Origin of the sequence: Rhodococcus sp. JS3073 (genome assembly GCF_026810085.1) — a bacterium.
Lineage (GTDB): Bacteria > Actinomycetota > Actinomycetes > Mycobacteriales > Mycobacteriaceae > Rhodococcus_F > Rhodococcus_F wratislaviensis.
Map to the genome: position 1 here is coordinate 6,006,255 of NZ_CP113951.1, position 12,881 is coordinate 6,019,135.

Consider the following 12,881-nt stretch of genomic DNA (forward strand, 5'->3'; position numbering starts at 1 on the left):
CGTCCTATAACCTTCGTGCATGAGTCTGGATGCGCGCACCGATACCGTCGACGGAGTGCTGCGGCGCTCGGCAGCCAAGTTCCCCGACCGCAGGGCACTGACGTTCGAGGACCGCACGTGGACGTACCGTGAACTCGACGACGCCGTCAGCCGCGCCGCCGCGTACCTGCAGTCGCTCGGACTGTCGGCCGGTGAGCGGGTGGCCGCGTACGGCACCAACTCGGACGCGTACACGATCGGGTTCCTGGCCTGCGCGCGTGCGGGTCTCGTGCACGTCCCCGTCAACTATGCGCTGAAGGGCGAAGAGCTGACCTATCTGGTGTCGCAGTCCGGAAGCGCCGCCGTGCTCGTCGATCCGGCGTTGAAAGGCACGCTCGACTCGGTCGGGGGCGCGCTCGACCTGCGTCACGTGGTTCCCCTGCGCGACGCAGAAGACTCGCTTCTCGCGCACAGCGGTTCCGGCGACGTACCCGTGCTCGCCGTGCCTGTCGCGTCCACCGACCTGGCGCAGCTGCTGTACACGTCCGGGACGACGTCGAAGCCGAAGGGCGCCATGATGACTCACGGCGGACTCGTGCACGAGTACGTGTCGTCCGTGATCGCCCTCGCGCTGGGCGACGGCGACAATCCGCTGATCTGCATGCCGCTGTACCACTCGGCGGGCATGCACGTGTTCATGCTGCCGTACCTGTCGGTGGGTGCCTCGGTGAATCTGATGCAGACCCCGGACATCCCGGAGATCCTGCGGCGCATCGAGGCGGATCGCATCGGGTCGCTGTTCCTGGCGCCGACGGTGTGGGTGCCGCTCGCCGGACATCCGGATCTCGAGACCCGCGACCTGTCGTCGCTGAAGAAGGCGCAGTACGGCGCGTCGATCATGCCGGTCACGGTGCTGAACAGGTTGCGCGAACGCTACCCCGACCTCGGCTTCTACAACTGCTTCGGACAGTCCGAGATCGGCCCGCTCGCCACGGTGCTGCAGCCCGAGGAACACGAGGAGCGGCCGTCGTCGTGTGGCAAGGCCGTGTTCTTCGTCGAGACGCGGGTGGTGGACCCGGACGGCAACGACGTTCCGGACGGCACGCCGGGTGAGGTGCTCTACCGTTCGCCCCAATTGTGCCTGGGGTACTGGGACAACCCCGACGCCACCGCGGAGGCGTTCCGCGACGGCTGGTTCCACTCGGGCGATCTGGTGAAGCGGGACCCGGAGGGGTACATCACCGTCGTCGACCGCATCAAGGACGTCATCAACACCGGCGGCATCCTGGTGGCGTCGCGGGAGGTCGAGGACGCCGTCTACACGCATCCGGATGTGGCCGAGGTGGCCGTCATCGGGACGCCGGACGACAAGTGGATCGAGGCGATCACCGCGGTGGTGGTGCTGCGGGAGGACGCGGCCGGCGTGACACCGGACGGGTTGATCGCCCACGTCAAGGAGCGCATCGCGCCGTTCAAGGTGCCCAAGCAGGTGGTGTTCGTTGACGAACTGCCCCGGAACCAGAGCGGGAAGCTGCTCAAGCGGGAATTGCGGGCAACACTCTGATCACTTCCTTGTCGACGCCCGCTCGATCAGCTCGACCGGGAGCTTCACCGATTCCACGTCGTTGCCCGCGATGATCGACAGGAGATGACGCACACCGGTCGCGCCGATCAGGCGGGCGGGTGACCGGACGGTCGTCAGCGGCACCGGCAGCTGGGCGACCACCGGAATGTCGTTGTACCCGACGAGCGCGAGGTCTTCGGGGATCCGCAGTCCGAGGTCCCGGGCGACGCCGAGGACGCCGATCGCGATGGTGTCGCTGACGGTGAAGATCGCCTCGGGGCGCGAATCCGATTCCAGGAGAACGGTGGCCGCGGCGACACCGCCGGACACGTCGAAGTCGGAGCGGACGACGCGATCGGGTCGGAGTTCGATGCCGTTCTCGGCCAGCGCGTCGCGGAAACCGGCGAGACGGTCGCGGGACGTGCTCGCGTGGTCGGGGCCGGTGATGACGGCGACCTCGGTGAAGCCGCGGTCGAGGAGATGGCGTCCGGCGAGGTAGCCGCCCCGGTGGTCGTCACCGGACACGAACGGCAGACCGACGTCGGCGTGCCGGTTGAGCTGCAGCATCGGCAGCGCCCCCACCGACAGCGAGTCGACGAACTCGCGGCCGGGACTGTGCAGGCTGCTGAGCAGCAGGCCGTCGACCTGCCTGCTGACGAGGAACTCGATGGCGCGGCGCTGGGCGTCGAGATCGTCGGGCGGGCTCGACAGCAACACCGAGTAGCCGGCCTGCGTGGCCGTCTCCTCGATGCCCTGGAACATGGTCGCGACCACCCCGTCGGTGAGTCGCGGCATGACGACGCCGAGGGTGGTGGTCTTCCGGGTCCGCAGGCTCGCGGCCCACAGGTTGGGCTGGTAGCCGAGTTCCACCGCCACCTCGCGCACCCGCAGCGCTGCTTCGGACCAGCCGTCGGCGGGTTCGGGCTGACGGAGCACCCGGGACGCCGTCGACACGTGGACGCCGGCGCGTTCGGCGATCTCGCGGAGGGTCGGCGGACGCCCGGAGGTGCGTGTCGGGCGGTCCGGCAGGTTCACGGGCAATCCTCGCGCTCGGGGACGGGGGCCGGCGGGCCTCATGGTTGACGGCCGCCGGAACGCGCCTTAGTCTACGTGACGAAATCGTTCGTGCAATCGTTCTCGCGAACGTTTGCACACCAGCCCCACCGGCCCCGTGGAGGAACAATGTCCGACCCGCAGTCCCTGACCCAGCTGTTCGCCCTCGACTCGCTGCTCGACACCGAGGAGATCGCGATCCGCGACACCGTGCGCCGATTCTCGGACGAGAAGATCCGGCCCCACATCGGCGAATGGTTCGAAGCGGCGGCACTGCCCGTGCGTGAGCTGGCGGAAGGACTGGGCGAACTCGGCGTGCTCGGCATGCACCTCGAGGGGTACGGCTGCGCCGGCATGAGCGCCACCGCCTACGGCCTGGCCTGCCTCGAACTCGAGGCCGTCGACTCCGGCATCCGCAGCCTCGTGTCCGTCCAGGGCTCGCTGGCCATGTACGCGATCCACCACTACGGCAGCGAAGACCAGAAGCAGGAATGGCTGCCCCGCATGGCCGCCGGCAAGGCGATCGGCTGCTTCGGTCTGACCGAACCCGACTTCGGCTCCAACCCCGCAGGCATGCGCACCAACGCCAAGCGGGACGGTGACGACTGGATCCTCAACGGCACCAAGATGTGGATCACCAACGGATCCGTCGCCGACGTCGCGGTCGTGTGGGCACGCACCGACGACGGCATCCGCGGATTCGTCGTCCCCACCGACACCCCCGGCTTCTCGGCGCCCGAGATCAAGCACAAGATGTCACTGCGGGCGTCCGTCACCTCGGAACTCGTGCTCGAGGACGTCAGACTGCCCGAATCCGCGATGCTGCCGGAGGCCAAGGGGCTGTCCGGTCCGCTCGGCTGCCTCAACGAGGCCCGGTTCGGCATCATCTTCGGCGCGATCGGCGCCGCCCGCGACTGCCTGGAATCGGCCATCTCCTACGCGCAGGACCGTCAGGTCTTCGACAAGTCGCTCGCCGCCTACCAGATCACGCAGGTCAAGATCGCCGACATGGCCCTCGAGGTCGGTAAGGGCCACCTGCTCGCGTACCACCTCGGACGGCTGAAGGACCGCGGCGTGGCACGTCCCGAGCAGGTCAGCACGGGCAAGCTGAACAACGTCCGCGAGGCCATCGCCATCGCCCGCGAGTGCCGCACCATCCTCGGTGCCAACGGAATCACGCTGGAATACCCCGTGATCCGCCACGCCAACAACCTCGAGTCCGTGCTCACCTACGAGGGAACGTCCGAGGTGCACCAGCTCGTGATCGGCAAGGCGCTGACGGGCGAGGCAGCGTTCCGGTGAGAAGTGCAGCCCTGGACGGCCTGCTGATCGCCGACTTCGGACGGGTGCTCGCCGGGCCGTACGCCACGATGCTGCTCGCCGATCTCGGTGCCGACGTCGTCAAGATCGAGCGCGCCGGCGTCGGCGACGACACCCGGCAGTGGGGGCCACCGTGGGTGGGTGACGAATCCACCTACTTCCAGTCCGTCAATCGCAACAAGCGGTCCTTCGCCTGGGATCTGCGCGACCCCGGCGACCTGCAGCAGGCGCGGGAACTGGCCGCCCGGGCGGACGTGGTGGTCGAGAACTTCCTTCCCGGCACGATGGACCGGCTCGGGCTCGGCTACGACGCCGTACGGGAGATCAATCCCGACGTCGTCTACTGCTCCGTGACCGGGTTCGGTGGCCAGAACAACCTGCCCGGATACGACCTGCTCATCCAGGCCGTCGGCGGGTTGATGAGCGTCACCGGTCCCGAACCCGGCGTTCCGACGAAGGTCGGGGTGGCCGTCGTCGACATCATCACCGGACTGCACGCCGCGGTCGGGATCCTGGCGGCGCTGCGTCACCGTGATCGCACCGGGGAGGGACAGCGGGTCGAGGTGAATCTGCTGTCGTCGCTGCTGTCGGCCCTCGCGAACCAGACGTCGGGGTATGTGGGCGCCGGAGTGGTCCCGCAGGCGATGGGCAACCGGCACCCCAGCATCGCGCCGTACGAGGTCTTCCGGACCGGCGACCGTCCGCTGGTGCTGGCGGTGGGGAACAACCGTCAGTTCGCTTCTCTCGTCGAGGTTCTCGGTGTTCCCGAACTCGCCGACGACGAGCGGTACGCAACCAACACGCAACGGGTGGCGCACCGCGAGCAATTGGTCCGGGACATCACCGAGGCGTTGTCCGCGGGCTCGGCGGACGAGTGGTTCGAGAAGCTGACCGCACAGGGTGTCCCGTGCGGTCCGCTCAACGACATCGCCGACGCCGTGGCGCTCGCCGAGCGGCTCGGGCTGAATCCGGTGGTCGAGATCGACGATCCCCGCCGGGACCGGCCCGTGCGTCAGGTGGCGAACCCGATCCGGCTCAGCGCCACCCCGGCGAGCTATCGCAGCGCGCCGCCGCGGCTCGGCGAGGACACCCCAGCCGTGAGTACTTGTTAACGTCCCGCGGTTAATAAGTACTCACGGGGGCTCTTCCCTAAGGGAGTGTTAGGAACGCTCCGCGGCCCTTCCGTATCGATGTGACGTGACCCACTGTGGTGTGAACGCAGAGATCCAGGGCATCGAGAGGAGTCCCGCGTGAGCACAACATCGACGGGTGAGCGCCGAGTCATCGGCAATGTTTTGAAGGGTTCGGTCGGCAACCTGATCGAATGGTACGACTGGTATGTCTACGCGGCGTTCAGTGTGTACTTCGCGAAGGAGTTCTTCCCGGAAGGCGACACCACAGCGCAGCTGCTTTCCACGGCAGCCGTTTTCGCGGTCGGGTTCCTCATGCGGCCGATCGGCGGCTGGATCATGGGACGGTACGCCGACCGGCACGGACGCCGTTCGGCGCTCACCCTGTCGGTGACCGTGATGGCGGCGGGTTCGCTCGTCATCGCCGTCACGCCGTCCTACGCGAGCATCGGGCTCGTCGCACCGGTGCTGCTGGTGATCGCCCGGATGCTGCAGGGACTGTCGGTCGGCGGCGAGTACGCCACCAGCGCCACGTACCTGGCCGAGGTCGCGTCGCCGGGCCGGCGCGGGTTCTACTCGAGCTTCCAGTACGTCACGCTCGTCGCCGGGCAGCTGATCGCGCTGGGTGTGCAGATCATCCTGCAGCTGACGCTGCCTGCGGAGGCCATGCAGTCGTGGGGCTGGCGGATCCCGTTCCTGATCGGCGCCGCCGGCGCCGTCGCGGTGATGTGGCTCCGACGCACGATGGACGAGTCGGAGGCGTTCACCGACGAGGTGGAGGCGAAGCGTGACACCGACACCTCGGACGATGCGCCGAAGGAAGGTTCGCTCCGGATGCTGCTGCAGTACCCCCGCGAGTGCCTGCTGGTGTGCGCCCTGACGCTCGGTGGTTGCGTGGCGTTCTACACGTACACCACGTACATGCAGAAGTACATGATCAACACGTCCGGCATCTCCAAGGACACGGTGGCGTGGATCAACTTCGCGGCCCTGCTGGTGTTCATCGTGTTGCAGCCGATCGGCGGCGCACTGTCCGACCGCATCGGCCGCCGGAAGCTGCTGATCTTCTTCGGGATCGGCGGAACCGTCCTCACCGTGCCGCTGATGACCGTGCTCGGGACCACGACGAACCCCATCGCGGCGTTCGCACTGATGATGCTGGGACTGATCGTCGTCACCGGATACACGTCGGTGAACGCGATCGTGAAGACCGAACTGTTCCCGACGAAGGTTCGCGCGCTCGGGGTCGGGCTGCCGTACGCCCTCACGCTGGCGATCTTCGGCGGAACGGTCGAGACCGTCGCCCTCGCCCTGAAGCGGGCCGGGCACGAATCGCTATTCTTCTACTACGTGACCGGGTGTATCGCGATCTCGCTCGTCGTCTACTTCTTCATGCGTGAGACTTCGGACGGTTCGCCGCTCGACCGGACGTCCAACCGGGAGGACACCCCGGACGACGACGTCGAGCTGGTCGACGCGCGGAGCTGATCGAAGGGAAGAGAAGTGCAGATCGCGGTGGTCGAGGACGACGACGGAGTCGGCGACGCACTCGTGGAAGCACTGGCCACCCACGGCCACGAGGCGGTGCGCATGCGGCGCGGCTCCGATCTCCTTCTCGGCCATCGCGGTATGGACGCGGTGATCCTCGACCTCGGTCTCCCCGACGCGGACGGCCTGCAGGTGCTTCGGCAGCTGCGGGCCGTCAGCGACGTTCCGGTGGTGATCCTCACGGCACGCGACGACGAACGGTCGGTGGTGCGGGGGTTGCGCGGCGGGGCCGACGACTACCTCGTCAAACCGGCGCGGCTCGCGGAATTGCTGGCGCGGCTCGACGTCGTGACGCAGCGCCGCCGCGCGACCGCGGCCTCGGCTGCGCAGACGGTCACCGAAGGCGATGTGGTGGTCGATCTGGCGGCACGCGAAGTGGAGGTCGGCGGGGCTCCGGTGGCGTTGACGGCCAAGGAGTTCGAGCTTCTCGAGGTACTCGTCACCCGTCCCGGCGCCGCAGTGAGCCGACAGCAGTTGATGGATGCCGTGTGGGGCGACGCATATGTGGCGATCTCACGCACCCTCGACGTGCACATGACCGGGCTGCGCGCGAAACTGGGCCGCCCGGGGCTCATCTCGACCATCCGCGGGTACGGCTACCGCTGGGGCGCCTGACGTGGGCCGCCGTGTGCTCGCCGTACTGCTGGTGTTCGCGGCCGTCGCGGTGGTGGCATTCGCCGTCCCGCTGGCGCTGGCCACCAGTGCCGGGAGAACCCAGGCCCTGCGGCTGAGCAGGGAGGCGGACGCGACGCATTTCGCCAGCCTCGCCGGACAGACCCAGGCCCCCGGGAGTACCACCCTGCTGCGGGAGGAGGTGGCCCGTTACCACGAGTTGTACGGGGAAGGCGTTCTCATCGTCGACGCCCGGGGCAACCTCCGCGCGGGCGCCGGACTGTCGCCGGACGACTCCGACGTCGCGGCGGCGATCACGGCGGGACTGCGCAATCAGAAGCTGGGGATCAGCGGTTCGCTGACACCGTGGTCGGCGGACCGTGTCCTGTCGGCCGTGCCCGTCGGCACCGGAGCACAGGTGGACGGTGCCGTCGTCCTGGACGTGTCCACCCGCGCCGCACGTGAGTCCATCCGGACGTCGTGGCTGGTGATCGTCGCGGGGGCGTTCGCCGCGCTGGCGGCGGTCACCGCGGTCGCGATCGCGCTGTCCCGGTGGACCGTTCGTCCGCTCGGGGCGCTCACGGCCAGGGTCGGCGCCCTCACGGACGCCGTCCCGTCGCCGCGTCCGCGGGTGCGTCGCAGCACCGGCCGGCCGTCCGGCAGCTACAGCGGGCCACCCGAGGTCCAGGAACTCGCGAGGGCGTTCGACACCATGTCGGGCGCCGTCCGGGCGTCCGGTCAGGCGCAGCGGCAGCTGATCGCCGACACCGCCCATCAGCTCCGAAACCCCCTCGCGGCCCTGCACATCCGGTTGGATTCCCTCGGCCCGCACGTCTCCGAGGCCGGGGCCGAAACGTACCGCCGGACCGGGATGGAGGTCGATCGGCTCGGCGGGATCCTCGACGGACTGCTGGCGCTGGCCGTCGCCGAATCGCCCGCGGAATCCGCCGAGGACGAGTCCGCGCACGGAGGATGCGACGTCGGTGCAGTCCTCGCGGACCGCGCCGACGCCTGGACGGAGGCCCTCGGGGACTCGGGGATGGACCTCGTGCTCCGGGAACCGGCCGAACCGCTGGTCGCCGACTTCCGGTCCAGCCACCTGTCGCAGGTCCTGGACGTCCTGCTCAGCAACGCGCACGCCTACGCCGGTCGAGGGTCGACGGTCCGGATCGACACGGGAAGGTCCGCCGCGGGAATCGAGATCCGGGTGAGCGACGACGGGGTCGGGGTGCGCGAGGACGAGATCGGCAAACTGTCGTCGCGCTTCTTCCGCGGGTCCGCGGCGGCGCACCAGGGCACCGGGCTCGGGCTGTCCATCGCGACCGCGCTCGTCGAGGGCGGCGGTGGGGCGCTGACGATCGCCGCGGAGCAGCCACACGGGCTCCGGGTGACGCTGATACTTCCGGAACCGGCGGTGGCGCCGTGATCACGCGACGTGCACTTCTGCGCGGCGTCGTCGCCGCGGGCACGACCGCGGCCACGGGGTCGGTGCTCGCCGCGTGCTCGGACAACGGTCGCGATCCGCTGCGACTCGCCGCCGGTGAGGAGGGTGGATTCTTCTGGGAGTTCGCCCAATTGACGGCCCAGGCCGCGGAGCGTGCCGCCCTGCCGATGAGCATCGTCGCGGTCCGCACGGCGGGGTCGATGGACAATCTGGCGGCGCTGGCGTCCGGAGACGCGGAACTGGCACTGAGCCTCGCCGACGCCGCCGTGTCGGCTCTGGACGCAGGCGCCCGATTCACCGCCATCGGCAAGGTGTACGAGAACTACATGCAGCTCGCGGTGCGCGCCGATTCTGGGATCACGGACACGTCGCAGCTGAGAGGCGCCCGAATCAGCCTGGGTGCCACCGGCTCCGGTGCGGAGCTCACGGGCGAACGGATCCTCGAGGTGCTGGGCCTGGCCGGTCCGGGGGACGTGACGCGTCTGCACCTGTCGATGACCGATGCGGGGCAGGCGCTGCGTGACGGCACCGTCGACGCGGTTCTGTGGGCCGGCGGAGTGCCCACGCCGTCGTTCGCGGATCTCGGGATCCCGCTGCGACTGCTCGACCTGTCCGCCGAACTGGAGTTGCTGCGGGAGCGGTTCGGCCCGCGCTACGAGCCGGTGCTGATTCCGCCCGGCACGTACGGACAGCAGACGTCGGTCGCGACGATCGGTCTCGCCAACCTGCTGCTCGCCGATCCCGCCGTCTCGGACAGCGCCGCCGGCGCCATCGTCGAGGTGCTCATCGACCACGCGGCGGAACTGGTGCCGGATCAGGCGACCGGCAGCCAGTTCCTGGACCGGCAGTCGCTGATCGTCACCGCGGGGGTGCCGCTGCACCCCGGAGCGGCCGCGGCGTACCGAAGGCACCACGGCTGAGCCGGTCGATCACTGCACCTGGTCGATCACTGCACCTGGGCGACGACGAAGATGCGCCGGAACGGGAAGAACGTGCTGCCGTCCGGTCGCCGGGGGTATGCCTCGTCGAGGAGCGGGACGAGCTCTTCGCGGAATCGGTCCCACTCCGGCGCCGAGAGGGCGTCCTTGACGGGGCGGAGCGCGGTGCCGGTGATCCACTCCAGAACCGGGTCTTCTCCGGTCAGTTGCTGCACGTACGTGGTTTCCCACGCGTCGACGGCGCACCCGGCGTCGGCGAGCAGACCGGCGTACCCGGTGGGATCGTCGACGACCTTGCTCTCGCGGAACGGCACGTCCGGCAGCGACCCGGACCACCGTTCGCTCCTGGCGAGGTCCCGGACGATCGTGTGCGACGGCGCGTCGAAGTTGCCGGGAACCTGCACCGCGACCCACGCCCCCGACGGGAGTTGGGTCGGCCAGCGACGCAACAACTCCCGGTGTTCGGGCACCCACTGCAGGGCGGCATTGGAGATGACGACGTCCGTGTCGGGCTGCGGCGTCCAGTCGCGCACGTCCTGCCTGCCGGCGTCGAGGCCGCGTTCACGCGCGGCCTCGACCATCTCGGGTGAGCTGTCGGACGCCTCGAGGACGGCGTCCGGCCATCGTTCGGCCAGGCTGACGGTCAGGTTTCCCGGGCCGCAGCCGAGGTCGACGACGCGGCGCGGTGACCGCGCGTCGACTCGCGACAGCAACTCGTAGAACGGGCGCCCGCGATGGTCCGCGAAGGCGAGGTACTTGTCCGGATCCCACATGTCATCCTCCTCGCCTGAAACAGTACGCCCATACTGTTGGTGTGTGGGGTCAGAGGCCGAGATCCTTCGCGATGATCGTCTTCATGACCTCGCTCGTGCCGCCGTAGATGCGGGAGACGCGGGTGTCCGCGTAGAGCCGCGCGATGGGGTACTCGAGGATGTAGCCGTACCCGCCGTGCAGTTGCAGGCACTTGTCGATGACCCGGCCCGCGGCCTCGGTGCAGAACAGCTTCGCCTTCGCGGCATCCGCGACCGTGAGTTCGCCGGCGTCGTGCAGTTCGAGCGCGCGGTCGGCCATCAGCTGAATCGCCTCGACCTCGGTGGCGCACTCGGCGAGCACGAACTTGGTGTTCTGGAACGCCGCGACGGGCTTGCCGAACACCTTGCGCTCCTTGACGTACGCGATCGCGTGCTGCAGCGCCGCGGCCGCGGTGGCCGACCCGCCGAGCGCGATGGAGAGGCGTTCCTGGGCGAGGTTGTGGGTGAGGTAGCTGAATCCGGCACCCTCGTCGCCGAGGCGGTCCGCCACGGGCACCTTCACGTCGGTGAAGGACAGTTCGGCGGTGTCCGAGGCCTTCAGGCCGATCTTCTCGATCTTGCGACCCACCGCGAAACCCTCGGACGTCGTGTCGACGACGAGGATGGTGAGACCGGCCCGGCGGTCCTCGGGGGTGCTGGGCGCGGTGCGGCACACCACCAGGATCCGGTCGGCGAGCGCACCACCGGTGATGAACGTCTTCGCACCGTTCAGCACGTAATGGGACCCGTCCGCGGACAGCTTGGCCGACGTCGTGATGTTCGCGAGGTCCGAACCGGTGCCCGGCTCGGTCATCGCGATGGCGAACATGATGTCGCCGGACGCGAAGCCGGGGAGCCACCGCTGCTTCTGCTCGTCGTTCGCGTACTCGAGCAGGTACGGCAGGATCAGGTTGGTGTGCACGGAGTAGCTGCCGAACGTGACGCCGGCGGCCGCCGTCTCCTCGCCGACCACCGCGGCGAACTTGAAACTCTTCTCGCCGCCGCCGCCGAATTCCTCCGGCACCTGGATGCCGAGGACGCCGAGCTCCCCGAGGCGCCGGTAGAAGTCGCGCGGGGGATGCCCTTCGCCCTCCCACTCGTGGTGGACGGGTGCGACTTCCTTGGCGATGAAGTCGCGAATCGTCTTCCGGAACGCGTCGTGATCTTCGTTGAACACCGTACGCTGCACGGGTTTTCTCCTTCGTATTACAGTGCGTAACTGCGTAGTACGCCCTTGCTGATGATCATCTTCTGAATCTCGCTGGTGCCCTCGCCGATCAGAAGGAACGGTGCCTCGCGCATCAGGCGCTCGATCTCGTACTCCTTCGAGTAGCCGTAGCCGCCGTGGATGCGGAAGCTGGCCTGCGTCACCTCGGAGCAGTACTCGCTGGCGAGGTACTTGGCCATGCCCGCGGCGACGTCGTTGCGTTCACCGGAGTCTTTGAGGCGGGCCGCGTTGACCATCATCAGATGCGCGGCTTCCACTTTCGTCGCCATCTCGGCGAGGCTGAACGCGACGGCCTGGTGTTCGGCGATCGGCTTGCCGAACGTGCTGCGTTGCTGCGCATATCGGGCGGCCAGCTCGAATGCCCGGATCGCCACACCGCACGCGCGGGCGGAGACGTTGACCCGGCCGACCTCGACGCCGTCCATCATCTGGGAGAACCCGCGACCGGGGGTTCCGCCGAGGACGTCGCCGGCCGCCGCGCGATAGTTGTCGAACAGGAGCTCGGTGGTGTCGATGCCCTTGTAGCCCATCTTGTCGATCTTCCCCGGGATGGTGAGGCCGGGGAGGACCTCGCCGAAACCGGCGGGCTTCTCGATGAGGAAGGTGGTGAGGTTGGCGTGCGGCTTGGCGGCGCCCTCCTCGGTGCGCACCAGTGCGGCGACGAGCGTCGAGCTGCCGCCGTTGGTGAGCCACATCTTCTGCCCGTCGATCACGTAGTTGCCGTCGGCGTCACGCTTGGCCCGGGTGCGGATCGCGGCGACGTCGGACCCCAGCTCGGGCTCGGACATCGAGAACGCGCCGCGCACCTCACCGGTCGCCATCCGCGGCAGGTAGTGGTTCTTCTGGGCATCGGTGCCGTGCTGACGGATCATGTACGCGACGATGAAGTGGGTGTTGATCACACCCGACACACTCATCCAGCCACGGGCGAGTTCCTCGACGCACAGCGCGTACGTGAGCAGGGATTCGCCCAGGCCGCCGTACTCCTCCGGGATCATCAGCCCGAACAGGCCCATCTCGCGCATCTTGTCGACGATGGCCTGAGGGTAGGTGTCGGAGTGTTCGAGTTCCTGTGCGGCCGGAATTATTTCGCGATCGACGAAGGTGCGCACGGTGTCGACGATCTCGGTCTGGAACTCGGTCAGATCGAGAGTCTGGGCGAGGCGGCTCATGGGATGAGAATGCCCGATTCACGGGGGCCCGGCTAGGGGCGTTCGGCTATCGGTCGGATAGCGCACTCCAATGCACGCGAGGCTCCTCTGCCGACTCATAGG

11 protein-coding genes are annotated in these 12,881 nt (G+C 68.5%); 7 read left to right on the top strand and 4 right to left on the bottom strand.

Annotated elements, in window-relative coordinates:
- The first annotated feature begins 19 nt into the window (after window positions 1-19).
- On the top strand, window positions 20-1,543 hold the full coding sequence (locus OYT95_RS27140) for an acyl-CoA synthetase (RefSeq protein ID WP_268789622.1): 1,524 nt from the start codon (window positions 20-22) through the stop codon (window positions 1,541-1,543).
- Here the strand turns inward: OYT95_RS27140 and OYT95_RS27145 are convergent, their stop codons facing one another.
- Window positions 1,544-2,578 (bottom strand): LacI family DNA-binding transcriptional regulator, encoded by a 1,035-nt coding sequence (locus tag OYT95_RS27145; protein ID WP_268789623.1) that lies wholly within the window; start codon window positions 2,576-2,578, stop codon window positions 1,544-1,546.
- A gap of 147 nt (window positions 2,579-2,725) precedes the next feature.
- On the opposite strand from OYT95_RS27145, the gene OYT95_RS27150 reads away from it, so the two are divergent.
- The 6 genes from OYT95_RS27150 to OYT95_RS27175 all read left to right on the top strand — a co-directional run bounded on the left by OYT95_RS27150 (window position 2,726) and on the right by OYT95_RS27175 (window position 9,570).
- Window positions 2,726-3,898: an acyl-CoA dehydrogenase family protein gene (locus tag OYT95_RS27150; protein WP_037230814.1), complete on the top strand. Its 1,173-nt coding sequence runs from the start codon at window positions 2,726-2,728 to the stop codon at window positions 3,896-3,898.
- Window positions 3,895-5,028, top strand: coding sequence for a CaiB/BaiF CoA transferase family protein (locus OYT95_RS27155; protein WP_037230813.1), 1,134 nt, complete (start codon window positions 3,895-3,897; stop codon window positions 5,026-5,028). Before OYT95_RS27150 ends, OYT95_RS27155 begins: the two co-directional genes overlap by 4 nt.
- A gap of 138 nt (window positions 5,029-5,166) precedes the next feature.
- Window positions 5,167-6,534 (top strand): MFS transporter, encoded by a 1,368-nt coding sequence (locus OYT95_RS27160; protein ID WP_112300974.1) that lies wholly within the window; start codon window positions 5,167-5,169, stop codon window positions 6,532-6,534.
- 15 nt (window positions 6,535-6,549) lie between these two features.
- Window positions 6,550-7,209 carry a response regulator transcription factor gene (locus tag OYT95_RS27165; RefSeq protein WP_037230808.1) on the top strand — a complete coding sequence of 220 codons (660 nt, stop codon included), beginning with the start codon at window positions 6,550-6,552 and terminating at the stop codon, window positions 7,207-7,209.
- Between the two features lies 1 nt (window position 7,210).
- A complete protein-coding gene (locus OYT95_RS27170; protein ID WP_268789624.1) occupies window positions 7,211-8,632 on the top strand; it encodes a sensor histidine kinase in 1,422 nt (473 codons plus the stop codon).
- Window positions 8,629-9,570 carry a TAXI family TRAP transporter solute-binding subunit gene (locus OYT95_RS27175; protein ID WP_268789625.1) on the top strand — a complete coding sequence of 314 codons (942 nt, stop codon included), beginning with the start codon at window positions 8,629-8,631 and terminating at the stop codon, window positions 9,568-9,570. Before OYT95_RS27170 ends, OYT95_RS27175 begins: the two co-directional genes overlap by 4 nt.
- A gap of 26 nt (window positions 9,571-9,596) precedes the next feature.
- On the opposite strand, the gene OYT95_RS27180 is transcribed toward OYT95_RS27175, so the two are convergent.
- The 3 genes from OYT95_RS27180 to OYT95_RS27190 are packed head-to-tail and all read right to left on the bottom strand — an operon-like array spanning window position 9,597 to window position 12,779.
- Complete coding sequence (locus OYT95_RS27180) at window positions 9,597-10,361, bottom strand: trans-aconitate 2-methyltransferase (protein ID WP_268789626.1); 765 nt, start codon at window positions 10,359-10,361, stop codon at window positions 9,597-9,599.
- A gap of 49 nt (window positions 10,362-10,410) precedes the next feature.
- On the bottom strand, window positions 10,411-11,568 hold the full coding sequence (locus OYT95_RS27185; protein ID WP_112300970.1) for an acyl-CoA dehydrogenase family protein: 1,158 nt from the start codon (window positions 11,566-11,568) through the stop codon (window positions 10,411-10,413).
- A gap of 17 nt (window positions 11,569-11,585) precedes the next feature.
- Window positions 11,586-12,779 (bottom strand): acyl-CoA dehydrogenase family protein, encoded by a 1,194-nt coding sequence (locus OYT95_RS27190; RefSeq protein WP_112300969.1) that lies wholly within the window; start codon window positions 12,777-12,779, stop codon window positions 11,586-11,588.
- Window positions 12,780-12,881 lie beyond the last annotated feature (102 nt).